The 24,911-nt window shown below is 68.1% G+C and carries 23 protein-coding genes; 15 read left to right on the top strand and 8 right to left on the bottom strand.

Annotated features, from left to right (window positions below):
- Window positions 1-10: 10 nt before the first annotated feature.
- The 3 genes from AC1RLW_RS00605 to AC1RLW_RS00595 all read right to left on the bottom strand — a co-directional run bounded on the left by AC1RLW_RS00605 (window position 11) and on the right by AC1RLW_RS00595 (window position 5,714).
- A complete protein-coding gene (locus tag AC1RLW_RS00605) occupies window positions 11-2,398 on the bottom strand; it encodes a DNA polymerase II (RefSeq protein ID WP_493191910.1) in 2,388 nt (795 codons plus the stop codon).
- 127 nt (window positions 2,399-2,525) lie between these two features.
- The gene (gene mrdA / locus AC1RLW_RS00600) at window positions 2,526-4,502 is read right to left on the bottom strand and encodes a penicillin-binding protein 2 (protein WP_493191909.1); all 1,977 of its coding nucleotides are present in this window, start codon (window positions 4,500-4,502) and stop codon (window positions 2,526-2,528) included.
- Window positions 4,503-4,601: 99 nt separating this feature from the next.
- Window positions 4,602-5,714 carry a DUF3800 domain-containing protein gene (locus tag AC1RLW_RS00595; RefSeq protein WP_493191908.1) on the bottom strand — a complete coding sequence of 371 codons (1,113 nt, stop codon included), beginning with the start codon at window positions 5,712-5,714 and terminating at the stop codon, window positions 4,602-4,604.
- Window positions 5,715-6,133: 419 nt separating this feature from the next.
- Between AC1RLW_RS00595 and AC1RLW_RS00590 the strand changes: the two genes are divergently transcribed.
- On the top strand, window positions 6,134-6,733 hold the full coding sequence (locus AC1RLW_RS00590) for a TetR/AcrR family transcriptional regulator (protein WP_493191907.1): 600 nt from the start codon (window positions 6,134-6,136) through the stop codon (window positions 6,731-6,733).
- A gap of 134 nt (window positions 6,734-6,867) precedes the next feature.
- Here AC1RLW_RS00590 and AC1RLW_RS00585 read toward each other — a convergent pair whose 3' ends face one another.
- Both AC1RLW_RS00585 and AC1RLW_RS00580 read right to left on the bottom strand, forming a co-directional pair.
- Entirely contained in the window at window positions 6,868-7,890 is a 1,023-nt protein-coding gene (locus tag AC1RLW_RS00585) for a leucine-rich repeat domain-containing protein (RefSeq protein ID WP_493191906.1), read from the bottom strand.
- A gap of 61 nt (window positions 7,891-7,951) precedes the next feature.
- A complete protein-coding gene (locus AC1RLW_RS00580) occupies window positions 7,952-9,292 on the bottom strand; it encodes a UDP-glucose dehydrogenase family protein (protein WP_493191905.1) in 1,341 nt (446 codons plus the stop codon).
- A gap of 96 nt (window positions 9,293-9,388) precedes the next feature.
- Between AC1RLW_RS00580 and AC1RLW_RS00575 the strand changes: the two genes are divergently transcribed.
- From AC1RLW_RS00575 to AC1RLW_RS00560, 4 genes are read left to right on the top strand one after another with little or no spacing between them, the layout of a single operon-like run.
- Window positions 9,389-10,420 carry a glycosyltransferase family 2 protein gene (locus tag AC1RLW_RS00575; RefSeq protein ID WP_493191904.1) on the top strand — a complete coding sequence of 344 codons (1,032 nt, stop codon included), beginning with the start codon at window positions 9,389-9,391 and terminating at the stop codon, window positions 10,418-10,420.
- Entirely contained in the window at window positions 10,417-11,415 is a 999-nt protein-coding gene (locus AC1RLW_RS00570; RefSeq protein WP_493191903.1) for a hypothetical protein, read from the top strand. Before AC1RLW_RS00575 ends, AC1RLW_RS00570 begins: the two co-directional genes overlap by 4 nt.
- Window positions 11,405-12,166, top strand: coding sequence for a hypothetical protein (locus AC1RLW_RS00565; protein ID WP_493191902.1), 762 nt, complete (start codon window positions 11,405-11,407; stop codon window positions 12,164-12,166). The genes AC1RLW_RS00570 and AC1RLW_RS00565 overlap by 11 nt, the downstream gene beginning before the upstream one ends.
- 8 nt (window positions 12,167-12,174) lie before the next feature.
- Entirely contained in the window at window positions 12,175-13,308 is a 1,134-nt protein-coding gene (locus AC1RLW_RS00560) for a glycosyltransferase family protein (RefSeq protein WP_493191901.1), read from the top strand.
- Window positions 13,309-13,377: 69 nt separating this feature from the next.
- On the opposite strand, the gene AC1RLW_RS00555 is transcribed toward AC1RLW_RS00560, so the two are convergent.
- Window positions 13,378-14,319, bottom strand: a complete 942-nt coding sequence (locus AC1RLW_RS00555; RefSeq protein ID WP_493191900.1) for a DMT family transporter — start codon at window positions 14,317-14,319, stop codon at window positions 13,378-13,380.
- Between the two features lie 136 nt (window positions 14,320-14,455).
- Between AC1RLW_RS00555 and AC1RLW_RS00550 the strand changes: the two genes are divergently transcribed.
- The 7 genes from AC1RLW_RS00550 (at window position 14,456) to AC1RLW_RS00520 (ending at window position 19,717) form a co-directional block, all read left to right on the top strand.
- A complete protein-coding gene (locus AC1RLW_RS00550) occupies window positions 14,456-15,052 on the top strand; it encodes a TetR/AcrR family transcriptional regulator (protein WP_493191899.1) in 597 nt (198 codons plus the stop codon).
- 137 nt (window positions 15,053-15,189) lie between these two features.
- Window positions 15,190-15,309: a hypothetical protein gene (locus AC1RLW_RS00545; protein WP_493191898.1), complete on the top strand. Its 120-nt coding sequence runs from the start codon at window positions 15,190-15,192 to the stop codon at window positions 15,307-15,309.
- 192 nt (window positions 15,310-15,501) lie between these two features.
- The gene (locus AC1RLW_RS00540) at window positions 15,502-16,464 is read left to right on the top strand and encodes a homocysteine S-methyltransferase family protein (protein WP_493191897.1); all 963 of its coding nucleotides are present in this window, start codon (window positions 15,502-15,504) and stop codon (window positions 16,462-16,464) included.
- 367 nt (window positions 16,465-16,831) lie between these two features.
- On the top strand, window positions 16,832-17,881 hold the full coding sequence (locus tag AC1RLW_RS00535) for an SAM-dependent methyltransferase (RefSeq protein WP_493191896.1): 1,050 nt from the start codon (window positions 16,832-16,834) through the stop codon (window positions 17,879-17,881).
- Window positions 17,881-18,672 (top strand): DUF1295 domain-containing protein, encoded by a 792-nt coding sequence (locus AC1RLW_RS00530; RefSeq protein WP_493191895.1) that lies wholly within the window; start codon window positions 17,881-17,883, stop codon window positions 18,670-18,672. The genes AC1RLW_RS00535 and AC1RLW_RS00530 overlap by 1 nt, the downstream gene beginning before the upstream one ends.
- A complete protein-coding gene (locus AC1RLW_RS00525) occupies window positions 18,669-19,289 on the top strand; it encodes a DUF6134 family protein (protein ID WP_493191894.1) in 621 nt (206 codons plus the stop codon). Before AC1RLW_RS00530 ends, AC1RLW_RS00525 begins: the two co-directional genes overlap by 4 nt.
- Window positions 19,286-19,717: a DUF2177 family protein gene (locus AC1RLW_RS00520; RefSeq protein WP_493191893.1), complete on the top strand. Its 432-nt coding sequence runs from the start codon at window positions 19,286-19,288 to the stop codon at window positions 19,715-19,717. Before AC1RLW_RS00525 ends, AC1RLW_RS00520 begins: the two co-directional genes overlap by 4 nt.
- Here the strand turns inward: AC1RLW_RS00520 and AC1RLW_RS00515 are convergent.
- Together AC1RLW_RS00515 and AC1RLW_RS00510 are read right to left on the bottom strand one after the other, a co-directional pair.
- Window positions 19,680-20,336, bottom strand: a complete 657-nt coding sequence (locus AC1RLW_RS00515) for a ChrR family anti-sigma-E factor (RefSeq protein WP_493191892.1) — start codon at window positions 20,334-20,336, stop codon at window positions 19,680-19,682. The two genes, AC1RLW_RS00520 and AC1RLW_RS00515, sit on opposite strands and share 38 nt — an antisense overlap.
- Before the next feature lie 2 nt (window positions 20,337-20,338).
- Window positions 20,339-20,917, bottom strand: coding sequence for a sigma-70 family RNA polymerase sigma factor (locus tag AC1RLW_RS00510; protein WP_493191891.1), 579 nt, complete (start codon window positions 20,915-20,917; stop codon window positions 20,339-20,341).
- Window positions 20,918-21,103: 186 nt separating this feature from the next.
- On the opposite strand from AC1RLW_RS00510, the gene AC1RLW_RS00505 reads away from it, so the two are divergent.
- From AC1RLW_RS00505 to AC1RLW_RS00495, 3 genes are read left to right on the top strand one after another with little or no spacing between them, the layout of a single operon-like run.
- A complete protein-coding gene (locus AC1RLW_RS00505; RefSeq protein WP_493191890.1) occupies window positions 21,104-22,489 on the top strand; it encodes an NAD(P)/FAD-dependent oxidoreductase in 1,386 nt (461 codons plus the stop codon).
- Window positions 22,486-23,274: a DUF1365 domain-containing protein gene (locus AC1RLW_RS00500; protein ID WP_493191889.1), complete on the top strand. Its 789-nt coding sequence runs from the start codon at window positions 22,486-22,488 to the stop codon at window positions 23,272-23,274. Before AC1RLW_RS00505 ends, AC1RLW_RS00500 begins: the two co-directional genes overlap by 4 nt.
- Window positions 23,271-24,497 carry a class I SAM-dependent methyltransferase gene (locus tag AC1RLW_RS00495; protein WP_493191888.1) on the top strand — a complete coding sequence of 409 codons (1,227 nt, stop codon included), beginning with the start codon at window positions 23,271-23,273 and terminating at the stop codon, window positions 24,495-24,497. Before AC1RLW_RS00500 ends, AC1RLW_RS00495 begins: the two co-directional genes overlap by 4 nt.
- Window positions 24,498-24,911 lie beyond the last annotated feature (414 nt).

The raw sequence follows: 24,911 nt of genomic DNA, 5'->3' as shown, positions 1-24,911 counted from the left end.
TGCGGTCGCTTCACGGCGATCCTGGCTCGAAGAGCTCGCGCTGCGACGTCGTCAAGGCCGCGAAGCTTTCCCCCATGGGCTGAAGAATGGCGTCGGCGATCGGCTGCAATTGCCGGGTGAGGTAGTGCTCGTAGTCGATGCGCGAATGGCGGGTTTCCAGCGGCTCCGGCCCGTTCTGCGTCATGACGTATTGAATCCAGCCGCCCTTCTGATACTGCTGGGTCCGGCCGACCCGGGCGTTGTGTTCGTCGGCGATGCGCGCGGCCCGCACCTGCGGCGGCACGTTGACCAGGTAGTCGTCGAGCCGGTGGCGCAGGCGCTTGCGGTAGATGAGCAGGTCGTCCTTGGCGCCCGCCAGCGTCGCCTTCGCATAGTCGGTCACGAAGGCTTTGTAGGGCTCGCCCTGGAAGATGCGTGACAGCAGGCCCTCCTGGAACTGGCGCGCCAGCGGGGTCCAGTCGCTGCGCGCCATCTCCAGGCCGCGGTACACCATCTCCTCCCTGCCCGCCGCATCCACGCTGAGACCCGCGTAGCGCTTCTTGCTGCCCACCTCCGAGCCGCGGATGGTGGGCATGAAGAACTTCTTGTAGTGCGTGTCGACCTCGATCTCGAGAAAGCTCTGCAGGCCCTGTTCCTCGCGCAGCGTGCGCGCCCACCAGTCGTTGATGTCGGCCGCCAGGCGGGCCGCGACGGCATGCGCCTCCTCGTTGGTGTGGGTGCGCCGGAGCCAGATGAAGATCGAGTCGGTGTCGCCATAGATCGCCTCGTAGCCCCGCTGCTCCACGAACTCGCGCGTGAGCTTCATCATCTCGTGCCCGCGCAGGGTCACGGCGGACACCAGCTTGGGGTTGAAGAACCGGCACTCGGACGCGCCCAGCACGCCGGCGAAGGAATTCATGAGCAGCTTCAGCGCCTGCGACAGCGGCTCGTTCTTCGCCCGCTTGGCCTCGTCCCGCGCGTGCCACAGCGTGGTCACGATCTGCGGCAGGCAGTGCCTGTCGCGCGAGAAGACGGTCTCCTGCGGTCCGTGGATGAGCCCGGTCGGGTCGGCGGCGTTCGAACCTTCCACGAGGCCCACCGGATCGACCAGGAAGGTGCGGATGATCGAGGGGTAGAGGCTCTTGTAGTCCAGCACCACGACGGAGTCGTAGAAGCCCGGCTTCGAGTCCATCACGTAGCCGCCCGGATAGGCCTTGCTCGCGATCTCGCCCACGTTCGGCGCGACGTAGCCCAGGCGGTGCATCCGCGGCAGGTAGTGGTGGCTGAACGCGGCGATGGAGCCGCCGAAGTGGTCGGCCTGCAGGCCGGTGACCTGGGCGCGCTCCATCATGAACTGCAGCAGCTTCGCCTTCTCGAAGATGCGCAGGACCAACTCGCAGTCGCGGATGTTGTACAGCGCGAGCGCGGGCTTGTCGTGCTGGTAGCGCCGCTCGATCTCCGCCATCTTGTCGTACTCGTCGCCGATGGCCTTGCCTTCGCCCAGCAGCGTCTGCGAGACGTTCTCGAGGCTGAAGGACGGAAAGCTCCACACCGCGGCCCGGAGCGCCTCGATGCCATCGAGGACGATCCGCCCCGGCGTGGGCGCGAACAGGTAGCCCTGCTTGCCCGGATGCGTGCGCCACTCGATGGGCCGGCGCTCCCGCCCCAGCAGCAGCGGCACGCCGCAGTCGTTGGCGGTCTTCTGCAGCACGCGCAGGTCGAACTGGACCACGTTCCAGCCGATGAGGACGTCGGGATCGTTGCGCTCGAACCAGTCGTTGAGCTGCTCGATCATCGCCTTGCGGGTCGGGCAGTAGACGAGCGAGAAGTCCATGGGCTCGCCCGGCCCGGGCGACGGCTCACCGAGCATGAAGACGATGCGCTCGGGCGTGCCGTCCAGCGCAATGGAGTAGAGCCCTTCATGCTGGCTCGTCTCGATGTCCAGCGACACGACCTTGAGTACCGGCCGGAATTCAGGCGCGGGGCTGAGCTTGCAGTCGACGAGCGCGGCGCGCTCGGCGCGCCCGCCTTCCACTCGCACGCCGGCGGTGATGAAGCGCTCCATCAGGTAGCGGTCGTGCGGGCGCACATCGGCTTCGAGCAAGGGGATGCCCTGCGCCTGCAGGGCGCGCGCCAACCGGCCGATCTGGCGGAAGTGCGTCGCATAGATGCCGAGGACGGCTTCCTGCTGAAAGCTCTGGAGCTCCAGCTCGCGCAACTGCACGCCCGGCATGGCCGCGAGGAGGGCTTCCACAGCCGCCCTGTGCCGGGCGGCGACGAAAGCGACGCTGCTGCGGGAAGTCAGCACCACTTTCCTCGGCCCCGCCTCGGTGGCCAGCCAGTACTCGATCTCCGTGCCGGTCGGTGCATCACGCCAGTGGCGCGTGAGGATGAAGCCCTGGAGGTCGGTGGAGGTCACGGGCGTTCGAAGATCGGGTCGAGGGAGAAGGCGGACTTGGGATCAGGAGATTCTCGCCCGGCCGCGTGCGAGCTGCAGCCGGCGTGGTGGCTTGCCATCCGCAAGGGGGCGCATCCGCCCCGCCCCCTCAGAGCACCCCAGCCTCATCCCCCTGCGCACCGTCGTCCAGCACCGGCACCTCGCTGGCCACCAGCGGCTTGCCGATGGGCGCGCCGGCCTTCCCCACCTGGACCGCCGCCATGTCGGCATCGTTGGGGTACTGCCCCGCAATCCAGTAGTCGAACACGCGCCGCACGATCGGCGCCGCGTGCGCCGCGCCGAAGCCCGCGTTCTCGACGATCGCGGCCACCGCGATGGTCGGGTCTTCGGCCGGGGCGAATGCCATGTACAGCGCGTGGTCGCGCTGGCGCGCCTCCAGGGCCTTGCCGCTCGCGCGCGCCTTCGGGCTCAGGCCCACGGCCTGCGAGGTGCCGGTCTTGCCGGCCGAGGTGTACGCGGCGCCCGCGAACACGCGCGTGCCGGTGCCGCCCTTGGTGACCGCCACCATCGCGTCGCGCACCACCTCGACGTGCTTGCGCGCATAGCCCAGATCCTGGGCCGGGGGTTGGACCTGCCGCACCACCTCGCCGGTCGCCGTGTCGCGGATGGCCCGCACCAGGTGCGGCTGGTAGCGCACGCCGCCGTTGGCCAACGTGGCGTTGGCCGAGGCCAGCTGCAGCATCGTGAAGCTGTTGTAGCCCTGGCCGATGCCCAGTGAAATCGTCTCGCCCGGGTGCCAGGTCTTCATGTCGGCGCGCCGGTAGGCCGCGCGCTTCCACGCCCTGCTGGGCAGCACGCCGCGCGACTCGCCCTGCAGGTCGATGCCGGTGAACTGCCCGAAGCCCAGGGGCGCCATGAAGTCGTGGATCAGGTCCACGCCCATCTCGGCGGCGAGCGAATAGAAGTACGTGTTGCTTGAAAACTGGATGGCGCGGTGCATGTCGACGCCGCCCAGCCCGCCCCGGTGGCTGCGGAAGGTGCGCCCGCCGAAGTTGTAGAAGCCCGGGTCGTTCTCCACCTTGTCGGCGCTGCGCTTGCCGGTCTGCAGCGCCGCCATCGCCATGAAGGGCTTGTAGGTGGAGCCCGGCGGGTAGGTGCCGCGCAGCGCGCGGTTCAGCAGCGGGTTGTCGGGCGACTCGGTCAGCGCCTTCCAGTTCTCGGTGTCGATGCCCTCGACGAACAGGTTGGGGTCGAACGTGGGCTTGCTCACGAAGGCCAGCACCTCGCCGGTCTTCGGGTCGATGGCCACGAGCGCGCCCCGGCGTTCGCCGAACATGTCTTCCACGAGCTTCTGCAGCTTGATGTCGAGCGACAGCATCACCGTCTGTCCCGGCCTGGCGGGGTGGCGCGACAGGCGGCGCACCGCGTGCCCGCCGGCCGAGGTTTCCATCTGCTCGACGCCGGTCTGGCCGTGCAGCGCCTTTTCGTAGCTCTGCTCGATGCCGACCTTGCCGATGTAGTCGGTGCCCCGGTAGTTGGCGCGCTCATCTTCCTCCCAGTCGTCCATCGCGGTCTTCTCGCGCTGGTTGATGCGGCCGATGTAGCCGATCACGTGTGCACCCACCTCGCCGTGCGGGTAGGTACGAAACAGCCGCGCCCTGATTTCCACGCCGGGAAAGCGGTAGCGCTGCGCCGCGAAGCGCGCCACCTCTTCATCGCTCAGGCGGGTGCGGATGGGCAGGGAGTCGAAGCTGCGCGAATCCTCGCGCAGGCGCTGGAAGCGGCGGCGGTCCTTGGGCGTCACTTCGAGCAGCTCGCCCAGCTCGTCGATGACGGTGGCGATGTCGCCCACCTTCGACGGCGTGATCTCCAGCGTGTAGGCGGCGTAGTTGGACGCCAGCACCACGCCGTTGCGGTCCAGGATCTGCCCGCGGTTGGGCACCACGGGGACGATCGCGGTGCGATTGCTCTCGGCCCGGTCCGCCAGCGTTTCATGGCGCACCACCTGCAGGTAGACCAGCCGCGCGCCGATCAGTCCGAATCCGAACAGCACCGCGCAACCGACCACCACCACGCGGCGGCGAAAAAGAGCGAGCTCGGCGGCGGCATTGCGGATTTCATTCATCGGGCGAAACGGGGTGGGGAAAGAAGCGGAGAAGCCAGATAGGAGGCCCTGCCCGCCCGAAGGTTCCGCGTCGGCGGTCGACGAAACGCGATCGTCCAGTCAGGCCCACGCCTCTTCGGCACCGATGCGAGCCTGGCGGGTCGGCACCACCTGCTTGAGGCCGTACCCCGTGCGCTCGTCCCCTTCGGAGATCAGCCGCATCATGGCCTCGCGCAGCGCGGGGCACACGCCGGTGCCTGCGTGCAGGTCACGAAAGAAGCGCATCGTGGCGCCCGCCACCACCTCGGCCATCTGCACGCCCGCCGCTTCGTGCGACTGCCTGAAATCGAGGGCGGCCACTTCTTCGAAGCGGTGGTCGGACGGGGGCGTGCACAGCAGTTCCATCGCACGGTCCGCGCCTTCGGCAGCGGCCTTCCCCTGCCCCAGGATGCGCTGCACCTCGAAATTCTGGTCGTGCACCAGCCGGACATCGGCCAAGCAGTGCCGGTAGTAGAGGTGGATCCGCGCGTAGATGCGCATGAACGACGTCAGGTTCGGCAGCGTCCAGGCCTGCGTCGACGACGTGTTGAGCTCGGAAGGCGGAAGAAACTCCAGCCAGGGCTGATGCTGGACCCCACTCAGCGCGTGGTACTCGGTGTTCGCCGCTTCGACGATGCGACCGAACCCCTTGGCGATCTGCGCCGCGGCCTCTTCCTCCTCCTCGGCGGTTTGCGTGGCCAGATCGCGCAGGCTGGCAAACGATGCGTGAAGTGTTCCAGCCTCCGGCGTCAGGCAGGACGCGACGAAGCTGTCCAGCACCTGCGCATCGGCATGGGCGTGCAGGAAATCCGCGACGGCGTTCCTGAGGAATTCGAGCCGCATCGACTCGGGGTAGCCGAGGCAGGACGGCAACAGCTGGAACGACGTGATGCAGCTGCAGATGAAGTAGCGCTTGTCGACCAGCTCCACAAAAAGCGGGGCCCGCCGGTCGAGCAAGGCGTGGATCACGGCCGCGGAGAACTCCGGCCTGGATGCCAGCGATCGGGCATCGCGTTTGCCCGAGGGAATGCGATGGCGATCGCGCAAGGCCTGGATGCGTTCGTCCCACTCCTCTTCATCCTGAAGCCCGACGCCCGCCAATGCGAAGTAGGGTTGCCGCTTGAAGTCGTAGCCCGTGCCGCTGTCGACCATGTCGCCGCTGTGGCCGCTTTCGTCGATGAAGATGGTGGTCATGGTGCGGGGCGAACGCCTCGCGCCGGGTCTCCCTTCGCCCTCGCGAGGCGGTGCGGGACGTCGGCGGGACGAAGCGTCGTCAGTTCTTCATCGATGCCGAGCAGGTCGTTCAGGACGAAGCGCAGTTCGCGCAATGGAGCTTTGTAGGACGCAGGAGGTGACATGCAAGAATGACGAGTGCGCGCGTTGGCCTTGGGTTGAAGTGAGGTTCGGGGCTCGCGGCCACCGGCTGCCTTTGGTTGGAAGAAGTCTAGGAAATCGACCGGGCAGGCATGTTCAGTTTTCGGGACGCGCCCCGAGGCCTTGATTTCCCTCTGCAACGAGGCCCTCCTCCTTGCGTGCGCCGTCCCGGTGTTCGCTTTTCAGCCATGACGACCGCCCTCAAACCCCGACGCAAGCCCTCCCAGTCACGCGCATGGATGACGTCCATCGCCATCCAGGACGCCTTCGTGCTCCTGCTGCTGGAAAAGGGCTACGAGAAGACGTCGATGCGCGACATCGCCAACGTGGCCGGCGTGAGCGTCGGCAGCGTCTACCAGTACTTCCCCGGCAAGGAAGCGGTCGCGGCCATGACCGTGCGCACCTGGGTGCGCAAGCTCTCGACGGCGCTGTCGAGCGCGGTGGACGAGGTCGTCCAGGCGGAAGGCCAACGCACGCTGCGCGAGATCACGCGTCTGCTGGCGCAGACCCAGGTGCACACGATGCTCGAGGGCGGCGGACGCTGGCGGGTGCTGAGCTCCATCGAGCGCCGCGTCTCGCCGCAGCTCGTCTACAACCGCCTGTACCAGCACAACGTCAACCTCTTCGGCAAGGCACTGACGTGCGCGGTGGACTGGCCCGAAGGGCTGCACGATGCGCGTGTGGCCTTCGGCGCCTACACCGTCGTCGATGCTTTGGTGAAGCAGACGCTGCTGGTGAGCGCCGTGTTGCCGAGCGCGGACGTCATGGTTCAGGAGGTCCTGCTTGCATTGGACGGGTATCTGCAAGCCGTGCGCCAAAGCCACGCGCGCCAGGAATGAGCGCTGGCCCGAATATGCGAGTGGGGGTGCCCAAGCCGGTCAGTGCGGCCATGCTCATGCAGGCCGTCTCCGAATTGATGAGTACAGACGTCACCTCGCAGTTCAATGCGACGACCACGCCAAGGGTCGCGATGTCACCGCCACCATCCGCCATCGTCCCACAGGCCTGAATCCTCGATCGCCTGCCGCGCGAGCTTGTGCTCGCGGGCGCTTTTCAATCCCACCATCAGGCGCCTCAGAGGGCCGGGCTGACGCAGGAGACTCTGGATGTCACCGTGCACCAGCGTTGGCATCTGAAACATGGCCAGGCTTTCGAGCACCGGTGCGGAGGCCACCCAGCTCAGGTCCTTCAGCCCCACGTTGTTGAGGGCGATCAGCGCCAGATCCTCGAGCGCAGCCAACGAGGGCAAGCTGGCAAGGTGTGGCTGATCTTGCGCGGTCAACCTTTGCAGTGCCTCCAGTTGGCTGACGACCGACAGGTCCGACAAATCCTTGATCCGCAGCAGTGCCAGGTGTCTCAGGGCGTCCAGGCCCGCAAGCGTGTCCAGGTTTTGCGCGCTTCCGAATCCCAGTTGAAGCGTATGCAGGTGGGGCAGATGCCGTAGAAAGACCAGGTTCGACAGAGGCATCCCCATGAGGGACACCTCATTCAAGGTCGACAGCTTTCCAATCACCTCGAGGCCTCGCGTGTGGCCTGCAACAACGAGTTGCCTCAGATGGGAAAAGCGCTCCAGCCCGAAAAGATCGGTCTTCTTCGTTTTCGTCTTGCCGATTCTGAGTCTTTGCAGGTCTGTGGGCACTGCGTTCAACACATCCAGCGAATCTGCCTCGTACACATCAAAGACGAACTCCTTCAGCTTCGGCAAGGCCTCTACGGCATGCGCATTGCTGACCCGAGTGAGGCAGTCGAGGCTCAACCTTTCGACATGGGGCATGAGCCTCAGGCAAGAAAGATCGCACACACGCGCGTAGCTTCCATACATCCGCCATGTGATGTCCGGCCGATGCCTGAAGAGATCCTCGTTCAGGATTTCCAGCAGCGAAGGCGGTACCTCCTGTGCGGCGGCAAATTGCAGGATGGACACCTCGCCGTTTGCGGCCAGTTGCCGGACCTGTTCTCTTGTCCAATCAAGCTTCAGTTCGATTCGTTCCGACATGGGGTTGACGTTTTCAATGGATCAAAAGCCGGCGAGTGACCGGCATGCTGCTGACGACGATTCAGCGCCGCACTGACCGCCCGCGCCCGATGCCGTAGTACGCGATGCCGGCGGCTTCGACCTCGGCGGCGTTGTAGAGGTTGCGGCCGTCGAAGATCGCGGGCGCCTTCAATGTGCTGGCGATGCGCGCCAGATCGGGGCGACGAAACGCGGGCCATTCGGTCACGAGCGCCAGCACGTCGGCGCCCCGCAATGCGTCTTCGGGCGTGTCGCACCAGCGCACATCGGCGCGCTCGCCGACGATGGCGCGCGCATTCGGCATCGCCGCCGGGTCGTGCACCCGCACGTGCGCGCCCGCCGCCCACAAGCGCTCCAGCAGCACGAGGCTCGGCGCATCGCGCATGTCGTCGGTGTCGGGCTTGAAGGCCAGGCCCCAGAGGGCGATGGTCTTGTTCGCGATGCGGCCTTCGAAGTGATGCGTCATCAGGTCGAAGAGGCGTCCCTTCTGCTCATGGTTCGCCGCCTCGACGGCCGCGAGGAGGAGCAGCGGCTGCCCCTCGCGATCGGCCGCATGCCGCAGCGCCCGCACGTCCTTCGCCAGGCACGAGCCGCCATAGCCCGCGCCGGCTTGCAGGAAGTCGGGGCCGATGCGCCGGTCCGAGCCGATGCCGCGGCGCACCATCTCGATGTCGGCGCCCGCATGCTCGGCCACGCGCGCCATCTCGTTCATGAAGCTGATGCGGGTCGCGAGCATCGCGTTGGCGGCGTACTTGGTGAGCTCGGCGGAGCGCCGGTCCATCACCAGCAGCTGCTTCGCGGGATCGCGCACGAAGGGTTCGTAGAGCCGTGTCAGCAAGTCGATGGCCGCGGGGTCGGCGGCGCCGATCACCACACGGTCGGGCTGGCGGCAGTCGCGCACGGCCGAGCCCTCGCGCAGGAACTCGGGGTTCACGGCCACCGCGACACGATGTGCCGCACCGCGCTGCGAAAGCGCCGCGCGCAGCACGGCCTCGACCTGCTCCGCGGTACCGACCGGCGCGGTGGACTTGCAGACGACCACGGCGTCGCGGTCCCGGTGCTGGCCGATGCTGCGGGCCACGGCCATCACATGCCGCAGGTCGACATCGCCTTGCGCATCGGCTGGCGTGTTGACCACGATGAAGAGCACGTCGCCATGCAGGCTCGCGGCGCGCTCGTCGGCCGTGAAGCGCAGCTTCCCCGCCGAGAGGCCTGCGGCCACCAGCGCCTCCAGCCCCGGCTCGTGCAGCGGCATCCGGCCCTGCTGCAGCCCTTCGATGCGGGCGGCATCGGCGTCCGCGCACAGCACCTCGTGCCCCGCTTCGGCCATGCAGGCGGCGAAGCTGAGGCCCACATAACCGGCGCCGAAGATGGCGAGCTTCATGCGCAAGCCCTTCCCTTCAGGCACTGGCAGCGGCGGCGGTTGTGAGATAAAAGCAGGATGCAAGCCTTCAAAACAATGTCCCGACAGGAAAATTCGATGATGCCCGATCACGTTGCCGCGCGTTGCGCGCTGGTCCTGGAGACCAACAACCTGCGCGGCGGAGCGGATGCCGAAGCCGCCGCAAGCACCAGCCTGCAGCGCCTGGTCGCCCTGTTGGCCAAGCAGAAGCTGCCGATCACGGCCCTGGCCCAGGTGGTCATCACGCACGACGGACTGAGCGCCGCATCGTGCGAGGCCGTCACGGCGCTGGCGGGCCGCCCCGTCGATTTCGTGCGCATCGACGCCGCCACCGGCTACTACGACGCCAAGAACGTCGGCTTCGCGGCCGCCGATGCGGCGCGCTGCGACCACGTGGTGTTCGCCGATGCCGATTGCCTGCCCGACGACGACTGGCTGCTGCAGATGCTCACGCCCTTCACGCGCGGCGCCGACGCGCCCGCGGTGGTGGCCGGCCGCACGAGCTACGCGGCCAGCATCGTGGGCACCGCGCTCACGACCATCGACTTCATGTACTTTCCCAACGCCGACCACGCGGGCGCGACGAGCAACTTCTACGCGAACAACGTGGCCTTTCGCCGCGACGTGTTCGAGCAGCACAGCTACCAGGCGCTCGACGGTGTCTACCGCGCGCACTGCCAGGTGCTCGGCATGCGGCTGAAGGCGGCGAACGTTCCCATCCACTACGCGGCCGCGGCCCACACCGAGCACCGCCTGCCCGACACGCGCGCCGAGGCGCTCAAGCTGCGCTGGATGCGCGGGCAGGACACGTATTCGCTCACGCCGCACCTGCTGCGCAGCTACGTGTCGGCGCGCTGGCAGTGGCTCGCGAAGAGCGGGCCGATCGGGCCGCTGTGCGTGCTGTTCACGCGGCTGGGTTTCAGCGTGCGCGCGCTCAACCACCAGGACCTGCCTCCCCTGCGCGGCCTGCGCTGGCTCGCGGGCGTGGCGCTGATCGTGGGCTTCTCGGCCATCGACATGCTGGGCGCCCTCGCGCGCGGCATCGGCCTGCACACGACGGGCCGCACGAACGCGGATGCGCAGGCGCTGTCCTACCATCGCCCGACATGAACAAGAAAAACATCTTCAGCCTTCTCGTGCTGGCCGGCGCATGCGCCACGGCAGGCGCCGCCGACTTCACCGGGCGCGGCGTCTTCAACTTCAAGTCCGACAGCGGCTGCCCCTTCTCCGCGCTCGCAGGCCCTGCGAACGAGTGCAACCGCCTCGCCCTCGACGACGCCGACACGCGCGCCGCACTCGACAGCACGGCGCACACCCTGCGCTTTGCGAACCCGCGCAGCTACGGCCGCAAGACCATCGTGGGCGACGTGCTGCTGCAAGGCTCCGGCCAGTCGCGCCACAGTGGCCAGCGCGTGCCGCTGACCTTCCATGCGTTGCTGAGCCGCTCAGGCAACGAGTGGTCGGTGAGCAGCCATGCGCACTCGCCCGTCGGTGGCGAGTTCAGCGACATCCGCATCGACCCGTACCAGGTCGTGGTGATCGAAGGCGGCGCCGAGCGCGTGGTGCTCACGCCGGCGCAGATCGCCGAGACACTCTCCAGGCCTTCGATCGCCGCGCGGCTCGCCAACGAGTTCGTGCAGGTGCGGGACAACCGCAAAGGCGGCGCCACCGATGCGGACATCACCGTCGGACTGGGCTTGAGCCGTGCCTCCAAGTCGGTGGCGCGCGCGCATTTCCACGCGCCTGCGGCCAAGGGCGGCGAGCTGTCCGAGGCGATGCGGCAAGGCGACTGGTCGCTCGAGCTGCAGGCGCTGAGCGGGCAGATTCCGCGCCAGGTGGTGCAGCGCGACCTGTTCCTCTACGGCCTCGAATCGCAGTCGCTGCTGCTGCCGCTGATGCAGCGTGGCTTCCACAAGAACGAGAAGCTGGTGCTCGGTGCCGCGGGCGGCAAGGGCTACGTGCGCTACGACGGCCAGCAGCGCGAGTTCGCCGGTGCCGATGCATCGGCGCGCGCCTTCCTCCAAGGCAGTTTCATCGGCCTCGTGCTCGGTTGGCAGCAACTGCAGCCGCAGACCCCGGTGGCCAAAAAAGCCGATGGACGCTGACACCGCCCCGGCGAACGCGGCGTTCGACTGCCTCGCACCGCCGCAATTGCGTGGCTGGCCGGCGCTGCAGGCCCGGCTGGTGCACCACATCAAGCGCGCCGCGTTGCGCCAGATGCATGCGAGCCGCGCCGGTGAAGTGATGTTGTTGCGCCTTTATCTGATCGGCGAGGAATCGTCCGAGCAGGCGCTGCAGCGCGAGCTGCGCACCAACGCGCCCGAGTGGCTCACGCGCCAGCTCGACCAGCACCTGGCCGACGAGCAACTGCATGCGCGGCTCTTCGCCGACGCCATCGTCGCGCGCGGCGGCACCGCGCAGGCGGCCGCATCACCGGAAGAGGCACCGCAGCCCGACTGGCTGAGCCAACGCAAGCTCGCGCGCTGGCAGCGCCTCATCCAGCGCCATGCACCGCACTTCGCGCACGGTGGCCTCGTGCCGGCGTATGCGATCGGCCTCGCCGCCGAGCAGATGGCCTCGCGCATCCTGCAGCGCCACTGCGCGCTGATCGGACCGCGGCACGCGCTGCACCCGTTGCTCACACGCGTGCTGGCCGACGAAGACCGCCACATCCGCCTGTGCAGCCACACGCTGCAGCGCTGCGTGGCGCCGCATGAGGAAGCACGGCTCGCGCAGCTGATGCGCGAGGTGCGCGACACCGAGCGCGGCTTCGGCATCACCGGCGCGCTGGGCATGTACCTCGCGGGCGTGGCCTTGCGCCTGCGCCCCGGCCGTGCGCGGCCGGTGGCGGCCTGAGTCCGTCGATGCCGCCGCGCATCGTCTACCTTGCGACGGCGGACGCGCGCGGCCACCTGATGCGCGCGCAGCTGCTCACGCATTCGCTGCGCGCCGCGGGCGCCAGCGTGCAGGTGCTCACCACCTCCGATGAAGGCGCGCGCTTTCTTGCCGGCTTCGGCATCGAGGCGCCGGTGCTCTCGCGCCACTACGCGGTGCAGTTCGACCGCGAGCAGAACATGCTGCGCCGCGAAACCGACCGCAACGTGGCGCACTACGTGTTCCGCCCGGAGCGCATGCTGCGCGACATCCTTCGGCTGCGCGCGTGGTTCCGCGATGCGGACCTGGTGGTGAACGACTCCTTCCACCCCGCGCTGCTGTTCATGGGCTGGATGCCGGGCTGGCGGCGCAAGGTGGTGCATGTGTATGGCGCGAGCCTGCGGCATGCGCTGCAGACCAACTTCAGCGGGCGCATGCCGGCGTGGATGGCGAACATCTTCGGCCGCATCGTCGCGTGGCAGATCGACCGCAGCCGCGCGCGCGTCGCGCACGATTTCGCCTACGGCGAGCCGCAGCCCGACGGACGCGGCGGCCACCGGCTCGCCACGCCGGTGGCCGTAGTGGGCGTCGACACGGAAGCGCACGACGACCTCGCACCGCAGGCCGCCGTGTACCTCAACCCGCATTTCAAGGAAGCCGCACTGGCCGATGGCCTGGAACGCGGGCTGGCCGATGCCCGCGCGCCGGCGCACCTCGTCGGCGAAGGCTATGCGCAGCGCGCGGGCTGGCACGCGCAGGACGAGCACTGGATCGAGCGGGCCGCACGCAGCGCCTTCATCGTCTCCGCGCCCGGCATGGCGGCGCTGTCGGTCGCGGCGGTGTACCGCAAGCCGATCCTGCTGCTCCTGACCGACCAGCCCGAGCAGGCGATCAATGCGCAGCGCGCCGCGCAAATGGGCCTGCACCATCGCATCGTGGTGTGGCGAGGCCACACCGAGGACTTCGCGCGGGCCGTGACGACGGCTGCCCACGAACTGATCGCGCTGGCCGACGACGGTAGCGGTCCACAAGCGGCGCAGAGAGGCCGCGAGGCCGCCATGGCCCGACTCCAGCACTGGACGGTGCTGCTCCACGGCCTCGCGGATGCGCCGCCTGTTCGATGAATGAAGCACGGAGGCAGCTGCGCCCTTCGATGCAGAAACGCCTCGACGGAAATTGCCGGGTTCAGGGACTCAATGTCCTCTGGATTCAACGGGGGACGAGGATCGACGTTGCTGTATCAGCATCGCCGTCATGCCCCCTGTGACGATGACAAGCCCCGCAATGGCTGTGGCGCTGGGCCGCTCGTCAAGGACCAGCAGGGCGAGCAGCGTCGCTGCGCCGGGAACGAGTGCAGCGAACGTGGCACCGACGGCTGCGCCCAGAATTTGGACGGACTTGCTGAAAAAGAACAAGGCCACCGTGGAGACCATGACCCCCTGATAGAACGCCTGCACACCGATGTCGCCCAGCGGCGCTTGCAACAGGTGCAGCCCGCGCGTCGCGAGGTAGGCGGGCAGGTAGATGATCATCGAGAACACCGAAACGATGGCGGTGGCGTGCAGCGCCGATGCAGAGAACTGCTTGGACGAGACCGTGTAGATGGCCCACAGCAGCCCGCCCAGCAGGAAGATCAGGTAGGCCCACGGCGAGGAGCGGACGGCGCTGAAGTTGTGGAAGCCGACCAACGCGACCCCGAGGATGATCAGCGCAATGCCCGCCGTCTCCCTGCGCGAGAGCCTGGCGCCGAGTCCCCAGGCGCTGATGAGCGCCGAGAACAGGATCATGCTGCCAGGCGTGACCACGGCGAACTGCTCCACCGGCGCCATGCCGAGGCCGAAGGCGACCACCAGCATGTAGGGCGCGCCAATGCCGGCGGTCATGAGCGCGATGGCGGTCCAGCTCAGCCCCATGAGACCTCGTCGTACGAGAAACGGCAGCAGCATCACGCCCGAGACCGTGTACCGGATGCAGGTGATGTCGTAGACGTCCAATGCCGTGTGAGTCAGCCCGAAGCGAGTCACGACCGGAAAGGCGCCCCAGATCAGGGCCGAAGCGAGTCCGAACAGCACACCCACCCATCGACGATCGATGCCGAGCTGGGAAACTGGCGGTGAGGCAGAAAGCCGAGTCATCGGAATGGGTTCCTTCAAAGCGATGCGAGTGTCTTGCCTGGCGCCGCGGGCATCGCCTGCGTGACGGACGGACTATCATTGACAGTATTGTCAAGTTTGACTTCGTTGTCAAAAATAGAAAGCGCGAGGATTTCTCATGGCAGGAGTCAGGCAGTTCGATGAGGCCAAGGTGCTGGACGCCGTGCTGGACGTGTTCTGGCAAAAAGGCTGGCGGGCCACGTCCATGGCCGATCTGGCAGAGGCCGCCGATGTGCAGCGCGGTTCGCTCTATCACGCCTATGGCGGCAAGGAGGAGCTGTTCTTGCTGGCCTTCGAGGCGTACGCCACCAGGTTTCTGGACAACGCGCGCACAGCCCTCGACAAACCCCGTGCAGAGACGGCGTTGCGCGCCTTCTTCAAGGTCGCGATCGCCAACATGACGCAAGGCGTTCCGCCTCGGGGCTGTCTCACCACGAAGACGGCAACGGAGGTCGATGGTGCAGGGCCGCGCATCCAGGAGCGGCTGCGTCAGTTGCTCGACGAGCTCCAGGGCGTCGTCTCAGCCGCCATGTCGAAGGGAGACATGTCGGCACAGCTTTCGCTGTCCCCCAAGGAAACCGCGCAGGTTGTCATCACATTCACCCGAGGCCTGGCAGTGATGGAGCGGGTTTATCAGAACGCGCCGTCTCTTCATCGGATGGCCGACGCGGTGATCAAGGCCTTGGTTCCGAATGTGAAGCGCCGAACGACCTGACGCCGTTGCACGGAGCCGCCGGGTGCAGGCGTCGACCGGAAAGGCTCAGCGGTTCGAGCATCGCCTGACTCCGCGCGAACAAACGGTCATGCGCTGGATGGCTGCCGGAAAGCGGCAGGCGGAAGCCGGCATCCAGCATGGGCCTTTCCGAACGCAACATCGAGAATCACCTGCGGCGTGTCCGCCGACGTTTGAGGGCCACGACGACAGCCGGAGCTGTTCGCATGGCCATCCGATCCGGAGAGATCACTCCGTGAACTCCAGCCCCTCCGTCAGGCTTCGAGTGACCGTCACCGGCAGTTGCTCGACAGCCGAAGCCTGAAGAGGGAGGAAGGCGCGCCGCCGGCCAGGCACTTGGCCCGCGAGGCGCTCACTGTCATCATCCGCTTCGCGGGCCCGACGCCTTGGCGGCGGCGGCCATTCGGACACCCGAATGAGAGGAGTCAGCGATGGCAACCTACAGGAGCGCATTGCCGCAGCTCGGCGATGATTTCTTCATGACCGACGGCGGCATAGAGACCACCCTGATCTTTCTGGAGGGGCAGGAACTTCCCGACTTTGCCGCCTTTCACCTGCTCCGAACGCCGGAAGGCGAAAGAGTGCTGCGGAAGTATTTCCGGACCTACGCGGCGCTGGCCAGAAGCTTCGACGTCGGGCTGATTCTGGAAACCGCAACCTGGCGGTCCAATCCAGACTGGGGGAACAGGCTGGGCTACGGCCCCGAGGAGCTCGCGGCGGTCGACCGGCAGCTGGTGGGTCTGCTGGAGGACATCCGCGATGCCTACCAGACCCGCCGGACGCCGATCGTCATCAGCGGATGCCTTGGACCTCGCGGCGACGGCTATGTCCCGGACCGTGCCATGTCGGTGCGCGAAGCGCAGGACTACCATCGTGCGCAGGTCGAGACCTTCGCCGGCACCGCGGCCGACCTGGTGACCGCCATCACCATGAACTATGTCGAGGAGGCGTCGGGGATCGCGCTGGCCGCAAAGCAGGCGAGCATGCCCGTCGTCATTTCCTTCACGGTGGAGACCGATGGCAGGCTGCCGACGGGGCAGTCCCTGGCGGACGCCATCCAGCAGGTGGACGGCGCCACCGCGGGTTATCCGGCCTACTTCATGATCAACTGCGCCCACCCCAGCCACTTCCAGCAGGTGGTGCATGGCGACGCGCCGTGGGCCGAGCGGATTCGCGGTCTGCGCGCGAACGCCTCCAGGATGAGCCATGTCGAGTTGAACGAGGCGCCCGAACTGGATGCGGGCGACCCGGTGGCGTTGGGGCAGGCCTATGCCGCGCTCAAGATGCACCGGTTGAAGCGCCTCAATGTCATGGGCGGTTGCTGCGGCACCGACGACCGCCACGTCAAACAGCTTGCAATGGCCTGCCTGCCCTTGTTCCGGGGCGTGGTCTAGCCGTTCACCCAGGGTTTGCACCTGCCCGCCCATCCGGCGATTCAGACGGCCCCTGCGTCTGCGATCCGGATCGTCGGCCGGTCGCGCCACGCGCCGATACATCAAGCCTCGTGAAATCAACGTAGGCGCGGGCTCAGCCCTCTCTTGACGCCGGGAGCCGTGTGCACAGCTACGTCCGCTTCGCAGCTCTTGCGGTGCATGTCCAGTTTGTCCAGAGATAGTGGGCCTGGCCTGTAGCGCCGCCAAGTGTCCGACCGCCGTACTTCGCACCGTCGCCTCAGTCCCCATGCGCTGAAGCCGACGAACAGTGATCCATTGCGGCCGGCCTGGCGTAGGAAGAAGAGACTCTCCTCCTGCACCCACTGCCATGCCCCAAGCCTCGAGCACCTCCACTGCCATCCATTGGGTTGAACAAGGCTTGGTGCCCGACGGCGCCGTTCGGCTGGGCGTGCGGCGGCTGCTGCGCCTGCGCTTGGTCGAGCTGGACAGCGGCGACCCGGAAGCCGTCGCCCTGCGTTCGGAGGCATTTTTCGACGGACTGCAGGAGGCACCGTTGGCCCTGCTGCCCGAAAAAGCCAACGAGCAGCACTACGAACTGCCCGCCGAGTTCTTCACAGGCGTGCTGGGCCCCCATCGGAAGTACAGCTGCTGCTGGTGGCCTGAAGGAGTGCAGACGCTCGAGCAGGCTGAGGCGGCGGCCCTGGCCGAGACCTGCGCCCGCGCCGGCCTGGAAGACGGGCTGCGCATTCTGGAGCTGGGCTGCGGCTGGGGCTCGCTGAGCCTGTGGATGGCCGAACACTTCCCACGCTCCCGCATCACGGCGGTCTCCAATTCGCACTCGCAGCGGCTGTTCATCACGGCCGAGGCCGCCGCACGCGGCCTGGGCAACCTCGAGGTGATCACCTGCGATTTCAATGATTTCGAGACCGGCGAGCGCTTCGACCGGGTGGTGTCGGTGGAGATGTTCGAGCACCTGCGCAACTGGCCGCGCGCCTTTTCGCATGTGGCCCGCTGGTTGAAACCGCAGGGGCGGTTCTTCATGCACGTCTTCGTTCACCGCGAAGCGCCCTACCCGTTCGAGGAGCGCGATGCCAGCGACTGGATGAGCCGCCACTTCTTCTCCGGCGGCATGATGCCGAGCGACGATCTCGCCCTGCGCTGCCAGGACGACTTGCGCCTGCTGCACCGCTGGCGCTGGGATGGCCGCCACTACGCGCGGACCTCGGCCGCCTGGCTGGCGCGCATGGACGCCCGGCGGGTCACCCTCATGCCCCTGCTGGCCGCCGTCTACGGAGAGCGCGACGCGCCGGTGTGGTGGACCCGCTGGCGGCTCTTCTTCATTTCGGTGGAAGAGCTGTTCGGCTACGCCGAGGGCGGCCAGTGGTGGGTCGGTCACTACCTGTTCGAGAAACGGTGATGCTGTCGCTCGCATGCCTGGGTCTGGCGATCGCCCTCGGCCTGGCGTTGCCGGTCTGGGTGTTCAGCGTCGTGGTGCGCGACGCCAGCCTGGCGGACCGGATCTGGCCCCTGATGATCGCGGCGCCGGCCCTGGCCTACGCCGGCGCCCATGCCCGCGCGCTCGACGCTCGCAGCATCTGGATGCTCGGGCTGCTGCTGATATGGGCTTGCCGGCTGGCGCTGCACATCGGGCGTCGCAACTGGGGCCACGGCGAAGACCGCCGCTACCAGGCCATGCGTGCGCGCAACGAACCACACTTCGGCCTGAAAAGCCTTTACCTCGTGTTCGGGCTCCAGGCGGTGTTGGCATGGATCGTCGGCTGGCCGCTGCTGGCCGCGTTCGCGCACCCGTCGCCCCTGTCCTGGCTGGACGTGCTGGCCCTGCTGCTGGCCGGCGGCGGTGTGGTCTTCGAGGCCGTGGCCGACGCCCAGCTCGCCCGCTTCCTGCGCAACCCGCGCCGCGAGGATGCGGTGATGGACCGCGGCCTCTGGGCCTGGTCGCGCCACCCCAACTACTTCGGCGAGGCCTGCGTCTGGTGGGGCCTCGGGTTGGCAGCGCTGTCAGCGGGCGGATGGGCGATGGCGTGGTGCCTTGTGTCTCCGCTGCTGATCACCGTCCTGCTGCTCAAGGTGTCGGGCGTGACGCTGCTGGAGCACGACATCGCCGAGCGCCGGCCCGCCTACCGCACCTACGCGGCACGCACCAGTGCCTTCATCCCCTGGCCGCCGCGGCGTGGCGCCCGTCCATGAAGCACCGGGCCTTGGGGCTGATGCTGGCACTGGCGACCTGCCTGGCCTTGGCACAGGAAGGTGACGAGGAAGCGGGCGAATGGCACTTCACCGCCATGCTCGATGGCAAGCCGATCGGGACCCATCGCTTTGTCGTCGGCGGCACGGCGGCGACGCGCAGCGTCGACAGTCGTGCCCTGTTCACCGTGCGCATGCTCGGCATCCCGGTCTACCGCTACCGGCACCAGGCCGAGGAGCGCTGGGCCGGCGACTGCCTGCGTGAGCTGCGCGCCGAGACCGACGACGACGGCACCCGCCAGCAGATCGCGCAGCGCTTCGACGGCGACTGCCCGATGAGCTTTGCCTACTGGAATCCCCGGCTGGTGAAACAACAGCGCCTGATCGATCCCCAGACGGGCAAGGTCGAGCCGGTCCGCTTCGAGCCGCTGCCCGATGCGACCCTCGAGGTCCGCGGTCAGCCCGTGCGGGCGCGCGGCTGGCGACTGCAGGCGGCGCAGCAGCGCATCCGCATCTGGTATGCCGCCGACAGCGGACGCTGGATCGGGCTCGACGCTGACACCAAGGGCGATCGCCAATTGAGCTACCGACTGACCTCTCCTGCACGGACCACCCCATGAAGCCCTCCCCGCGTACCTTGCTCGCTGCCTACCTGTGGGCGCTCGTGTGTTTTCTGGTGCTGGACGCCGTCTGGCTGTCGGTCATGGGACCGCGCCTGTACCAGCCCGCGCTCGGTGCGCTGATGGCGCCGCAGGTGGACTGGACGGCGGCGGCGCTGTTCTATGCGCTCTACCTGGTCGGCCTGGTCGTCTTGGCGATCGCGCCGGCACTGGAGGCCGGCGAGCCCGCCGTCGCGTTGCGTCGCGGCGCGCTGCTCGGGCTCGTGGCCTACGCGACCTATGACCTGACGAACCAGGCCACGCTGCGCGACTGGCCCTGGGCCGTCACGGCCGCCGACCTGGCATGGGGCACGGCCGTGAGCGGCGTGTCGGCGTGGGTCGCGGTGCGCCTCACATCCCGACCAGCGCGCCGAAGAAGCGCGCAATAGCCCCGTCGAAGCGCAGCCGGCCGTCCAGCGAGGCGAGGCAGATGCACTCGCTGCCGTCCTGGACCACCGGCTGGTGGTTGATCTCGGCATCGGCCGCATCGAAATCGCCGGCGCCGAACAAGGCCCGGCCATCGTGGAAGCGGCCGTGCAGCACCTGGGTGAACTCCTGCCCCTGGTGCGTGTGCTGCGGCAGGTACTTGCCGGCCGCGATGCGCAGAAGAAAGACGTTGGCCTCCGGGGCCTCGGGCACGGTCACACGGCTCCAGCGCATGCCGGGGCCGATCCAGCGCCAGGGCGTGGCACTGCAATGAGCGAGCGCGCGCGGCCAGCGCGCACCGGGCGGCAGCGGCGGGGGCGCGCTGACCCGCACGCGAGCGGGTTCAGCGCCTTCGTGCGCATCGATCCGGGCCCAGGTGCGCGCCAGCGCGTCGTCGGCCATCGGGGCCGCCTCCAGGCCGTCGAGCAGGATACCGCCCACGGCATCGAGTGCGCGCGCGCGCTCACGGCACAGCGGGCACAGTTCCAGGTGGCTGGCCAGGACCAGTCGCATGCCAGCCGGCAAGTGGCCGGAGGACCCGGCCAGCAGCAGGTCGTCGTCGGGGTGGTGTCGGATGTCCATCGTCAATGTTCCAGCAGACGGCGCAGTTGGGCGACCGCCAGGCGCACGCGCGACTTCACCGTGCCCAGCGGAATGCGCAGCTGGGCTGCGATGCGGGCATGCGGCGCGTCTTCAAAATAGGAAAGGTGCAGCACCTGCTGCTGCTCGGGCGGAAGCTGGCGCAGCGCGCCGCGCAGCCGTTCGCTCAGGCGCGCGTCGTGCAGTTGGTCTTCGACGGCCGGGTCGTCCGACTGGAGCAGGTCGAAGTCGAACACGTCTTCAGACGACTGCACGCCCTGGCGCCGCCGCAGCGCGTCCACACGCAGGTTCCGCGCGATGGCGAAGATCCAGGTCGTGGCGGCCGCCCGGGCCGGATCGAACAGCGCGGCCTTGCGCCAGACGGTGACCAGGGCTTCCTGGGCCAGTTCCTCGGCCTGGATGGCCGGGCTGCCGCTGTGCATCAGGTAGTGCTTGATGCGCGGCGCGAAATGCGAGAACAGCTGCGCGAACGCGTCCCGGTCCTGCCGCTGCGCCACAGCCACCATCGCCTGGGCCCAGAGATCGTCGGCGCGGGGAGACGGCTGGGAATCGGGGGAGACCACGGTCAAGATGGACGCTCGGCGACTGCGGGGCACCGGAGTGCCCGCACTGGGGTTGGACGGATCGGGAGCAACGGCCATGTCCTGTCATACGCAAAGGAGCGGCATTCGGATCATCGCAGCGACACGCGGGCAATCCAAATGGCCGTTTTCTGCGTACAGGGCAGCAAGACTCGCCAAAGGCTCCCCATGCTGCCTCTTCTCGCCCCGCCTGCCGCCTTGCCGATGCCTGCTTCGGTGCCCGGCGGCCAGCGCATCGCCGTCGTCGGCACCGGCATCTCGGGCCTGTCCTGCGCCTGGCTGCTGTCCCAGCGCCACGAGGTCACGGTGTTCGAGAGCGAGCCCCGGCTGGGCGGCCACAGCCATACCGTGGACGCCCCGGGCCGTGAAGGCCGGGTGCCGGTGGACACCGGCTTCATCGTCTACAACGAGCCCGCGTACCCGAACCTCACCGCGTTGTTCCAGCACCTGGCCGTGCCGACCGCGGCCTCGGACATGTCGTTCGCAGTGAGCCTGGACGCTGGCGGGCTCGAATACGCCGGCACCGACCTGCGCGGCCTGTTCGCGCAAAAGCGCAACCTGGCGCGCCCCCGCTTCTGGGCCATGCTGCGCGACCTGCTGCGGTTCTACCGCGAGGCTCCGCGCGATGCGCAGCTCGCAGGCGACCAGGCGCTCGACGACTACCTGGATGCCCACGGCTATGGCCGCGCGTTTCGCGACGACCATCTCTACCCCATGGCTGCGGCCATCTGGTCCACGCCAGCGGCGCAGGTGGGTCGCCATCCGGTAGCCGCCTTTGTGCGGTTCTGCGAGAACCATGGGCTTCTGCAGATCAGCGGCCGCCCCATCTGGCGCACCGTGGTGGGCGGCAGCCGCGAATACGTGCGGCGCCTCAGCCAGCCTTTCGCCGACCGCATCCAGCTGGACCGGGCCGTGCTCGAACTGCATCGCGAGCCGGCGGGTGTGCGGCTTCGCACGAGCGCTGGCTGGTGGCCCGAGCGCTTCGACCAGGTGGTCCTGGCCACCCATGCGGACCGCTCGCTGGCGCTGCTTGACGCGCCCACCGGTGCCGAACGGGCCCTGCTCGGTGCCCTGCCCTACAGCCGCAACCTGGCCGTGCTGCACCGCGACCCCGCCCTGATGCCGGCGCGGCGCGCCGTGTGGTCGAGCTGGAACTACCTCGGCACGCGCGGCAGCGGGGCGGCCCCGACGGTGACCTACTGGATGAACCGCCTGCAGCCCCACCTGCCGCAGGGCGCGGCGGCCGAGCCGCTGTTCCTGACCCTGAACCCGGCGATCGACCCGCGGCCCGAGCACCTGATCCGCACCGAGGTCTACGACCACCCGCTGTTCGATGCCGCGGCCATGGCCGCGCAGCGCCAGCTGTGGCTGCTGCAGGGCCAGCGCCGCACCTGGTTCTGCGGCGCCTACTTCGGCGCCGGCTTCCACGAGGACGGATTGCAGGCCGGCCTGGCCGTCGCCGAAGCGCTCGGCGGCGTGCGCCGGCCCTGGTGCGTGGCGCAGGAGTCCGGGCGCATCCATCTGCCGCAAGGCGCGCAGACCGTCGCCTCATGAACGCGCACGAAGGCTCGGCGCTCTACATCGGACGCGTCATGCACCAGCGGTTGCGGCCGAAGCGGCACCGGCTGAGCTACCGGGTCTACAACCTGCTGATCGACATCGACGAACTGCCGCAGTTGCACGCCCGGTTGCGCTGCTTCTCGGTGGACCGGTTCAACCTGTTCAGCTTCCATGCCGCCGACCATGGCGACGGCTCGGGCCGCGACCTGCGGGTCCAGGTGGAAGCGCGGCTGCGCGAGGCCGGCCTTCCGACCGGCGGCGCGATCCGGCTGCTGGCCATGCCGCGGCTGCTCGGCCATGTGTTCAATCCGCTCAGCGTCTGGTTCTGCCATGCACCCGGCGGCGCGCTGCAGGCGTTGCTGTACGAGGTCAACAACACCTTCGGGCAACGGCACAGCTACCTGATCCTGGTCGCTGCCGACGGCGCGCCCATCGTCGAGCAGCACTGCGACAAGCAGATGTACGTCTCCCCCTTCAACGGCATGGACCTGCACTACCGGTTCCGCGTCGCACCGCCGGGCGAGGCGGTCTCGGTCGGCATCAGCGTGCACGACGCGGCCGGCGCCGTGCTCAACGCGCGGCTCGACGGCCAACGTGTCCCCCTGAGCGACCTGGCGCTGCTGCGCGTGTTCGTCACCCATCCGTTGCTGACCCTCAAGGTGGTGGCCGCCATCCACTGGCAGGCCCTGCGTCTGTGGATCAAGCGCGTGCCGCTGCATCCGCGACCGGCGGCCCCCGACCACGACCTCACCATCGTTCCTTCGAACAAGACCCCATGAGCCTGACCACACCTTCCGCACCCGCGCTCGATGCCGCTCCGGTCTTCTCGCCGCTGCGCCGGCTGCTGGCCCGCACGCGTTTCGGCCGGCTGACCTTGAGCCTTCCGGGCGGCCGGTGCATCGAGGTGGTCGGCCGCGAACCCGGGCCGCACGCGAGCCTGCGCCTGCTGAGCTGGCGCCCTCTGCTGCGCCTGGCGCTGCAAGGCGATCTGGGCCTGGCCCTGTCGTTCCGCAATGGCGAGTGGGAAAGTCCGGACCTGCTGGCCTTGTTCGAATTCGGCCTGGCCAACGAGTCGGCCTGGGGATCGCTGCTCAAGGGGCGCGGGCTGGCGCGCTGGGCGGCGCGGCTGCGGCACCTGACCCACAGCAACAGCCGGCGCGGAAGCCGGCACAACATCGCGTTCCACTACGACCTGGGCAACGCGTTCTACCGGCACTGGCTGGACGACAGCATGCTGTATTCGAGCGCGATGTTCAGCGACGCCGACGACGACACGCTGGAAGCCGCCCAGGCGCGCCGCCTCGCTGCCATCGCCGACATGCTCGACACCCCGCAAGGGGGCGACGTGCTCGAGATCGGCTGCGGCTGGGGAACGCTGGCTGCGAGCCTGGCCCGCCAGCACGAAGCGCGCGTCACCGGCGTCACGCTGTCGAGCGAGCAACTGGCCTTCGCCCGCGAACGCGCGCAGGACTGGGGCGTGGCCGACCGGGTCGACCTGCGGCTGCAGGACTACCGCGACGTGCAGGGCCGGTTCGACCGCATCGTGTCCATCGAGATGATCGAGGCCGTCGGCGAGGCCTACTGGCCCACCTACTTCGCCACCTTGCGCGAGCGCCTCAAGCCCGGTGGCGTGGTGGTGCTGCAGGCGATCACGATCGCCGATGCGCAGTTCGACAGCTACCGCCAGGGGACCGATTTCATCCAGCACTGCATCTTTCCCGGCGGCATGCTGCCCAGTCCGCGCGTGCTGCGGGAACAGGCGCAACGCGCAGGGTTGGTGATCGAGGCTTCTCGCTGCTTCGGCAAGGACTACGCGCGAACCCTGGCAGAGTGGCGTCGCCGGTTCCTCGCCGCCTGGCCGCAGATCGAGCCACTCGGCTTCGACGCCGCGTTCAAGCGCTTGTGGACCTACTACCTCTCCTACTGCGAGGCCGGCTTCCACGCGGGGCTCGTCGACGTCGGCCTCTACCGGTTGCGCGTGGCTGAAGCCGGACCCGGCTGATCAGCCCGCGCCGCGCTCTTCCTTCTTCTTGGCAGGGTGACCCGCCGCGGTACTACCTGATTCAGCGGGAAAGAATTGAGGCTGGTGGAATTCTGCACGCCCTACCACTGCCGCAGTTCGGGTGACCGCCGGGGACGCCAAATTCATGCTTGTGACACGAGCGGGAGAAGTTGAACACCCAGTTATCGGCTGTTGAGAGCGCGCCGAAAGCGGTGAAGCGTGCTGGGCGCAATCCGGCAGCTCATCCTTGCGAGGGGCTGCCATGCAACGATTTCCGCCGCCGGACTCGGGGCCGCCGATGTCTGCTTTAAGGACGATCCCGGCGGGCAAGTCCGTAGAACGGCCTGTCGTAGACCGCATTGCGGCGACGCGCCGATGATCCCGGCCATCGTCGCCGGCTTGAGCCGAAAGCTG

Source organism: Variovorax sp. GW822-FHT04A09 (assembly GCF_058801005.1).
This window is presented reverse-complemented; position numbering and strand designations above follow the sequence as displayed.

What these genes read in the sequence shown, in the direction of transcription:
- mrdA (WP_493191909.1), bottom strand. Translation starts at nt 4,502, where the DNA reads ATGAATGAAATCCGCAATGCCGCCGCCGAGCTCGCTCTTTTTCGCCGC.
- AC1RLW_RS00595 (WP_493191908.1), bottom strand. Translation starts at nt 5,714, where the DNA reads ATGACCACCATCTTCATCGACGAAAGCGGCCACAGCGGCGACATGGTC.
- AC1RLW_RS00590 (WP_493191907.1), top strand. Translation starts at nt 6,134, where the DNA reads ATGACGTCCATCGCCATCCAGGACGCCTTCGTGCTCCTGCTGCTGGAA.
- AC1RLW_RS00585 (WP_493191906.1), bottom strand. Translation starts at nt 7,890, where the DNA reads ATGTCGGAACGAATCGAACTGAAGCTTGATTGGACAAGAGAACAGGTC.
- AC1RLW_RS00580 (WP_493191905.1), bottom strand. Translation starts at nt 9,292, where the DNA reads ATGAAGCTCGCCATCTTCGGCGCCGGTTATGTGGGCCTCAGCTTCGCC.
- AC1RLW_RS00575 (WP_493191904.1), top strand. Translation starts at nt 9,389, where the DNA reads ATGATGCCCGATCACGTTGCCGCGCGTTGCGCGCTGGTCCTGGAGACC.
- AC1RLW_RS00570 (WP_493191903.1), top strand. Translation starts at nt 10,417, where the DNA reads ATGAACAAGAAAAACATCTTCAGCCTTCTCGTGCTGGCCGGCGCATGC.
- AC1RLW_RS00565 (WP_493191902.1), top strand. Translation starts at nt 11,405, where the DNA reads ATGGACGCTGACACCGCCCCGGCGAACGCGGCGTTCGACTGCCTCGCA.
- AC1RLW_RS00560 (WP_493191901.1), top strand. Translation starts at nt 12,175, where the DNA reads ATGCCGCCGCGCATCGTCTACCTTGCGACGGCGGACGCGCGCGGCCAC.
- AC1RLW_RS00555 (WP_493191900.1), bottom strand. Translation starts at nt 14,319, where the DNA reads ATGACTCGGCTTTCTGCCTCACCGCCAGTTTCCCAGCTCGGCATCGAT.
- AC1RLW_RS00550 (WP_493191899.1), top strand. Translation starts at nt 14,456, where the DNA reads ATGGCAGGAGTCAGGCAGTTCGATGAGGCCAAGGTGCTGGACGCCGTG.
- AC1RLW_RS00545 (WP_493191898.1), top strand. Translation starts at nt 15,190, where the DNA reads ATGGGCCTTTCCGAACGCAACATCGAGAATCACCTGCGGCGTGTCCGC.
- AC1RLW_RS00540 (WP_493191897.1), top strand. Translation starts at nt 15,502, where the DNA reads ATGGCAACCTACAGGAGCGCATTGCCGCAGCTCGGCGATGATTTCTTC.
- AC1RLW_RS00535 (WP_493191896.1), top strand. Translation starts at nt 16,832, where the DNA reads ATGCCCCAAGCCTCGAGCACCTCCACTGCCATCCATTGGGTTGAACAA.
- AC1RLW_RS00530 (WP_493191895.1), top strand. Translation starts at nt 17,881, where the DNA reads ATGCTGTCGCTCGCATGCCTGGGTCTGGCGATCGCCCTCGGCCTGGCG.
- AC1RLW_RS00525 (WP_493191894.1), top strand. Translation starts at nt 18,669, where the DNA reads ATGAAGCACCGGGCCTTGGGGCTGATGCTGGCACTGGCGACCTGCCTG.
- AC1RLW_RS00520 (WP_493191893.1), top strand. Translation starts at nt 19,286, where the DNA reads ATGAAGCCCTCCCCGCGTACCTTGCTCGCTGCCTACCTGTGGGCGCTC.
- AC1RLW_RS00515 (WP_493191892.1), bottom strand. Translation starts at nt 20,336, where the DNA reads ATGGACATCCGACACCACCCCGACGACGACCTGCTGCTGGCCGGGTCC.
- AC1RLW_RS00505 (WP_493191890.1), top strand. Translation starts at nt 21,104, where the DNA reads ATGCTGCCTCTTCTCGCCCCGCCTGCCGCCTTGCCGATGCCTGCTTCG.
- AC1RLW_RS00500 (WP_493191889.1), top strand. Translation starts at nt 22,486, where the DNA reads ATGAACGCGCACGAAGGCTCGGCGCTCTACATCGGACGCGTCATGCAC.
- AC1RLW_RS00495 (WP_493191888.1), top strand. Translation starts at nt 23,271, where the DNA reads ATGAGCCTGACCACACCTTCCGCACCCGCGCTCGATGCCGCTCCGGTC.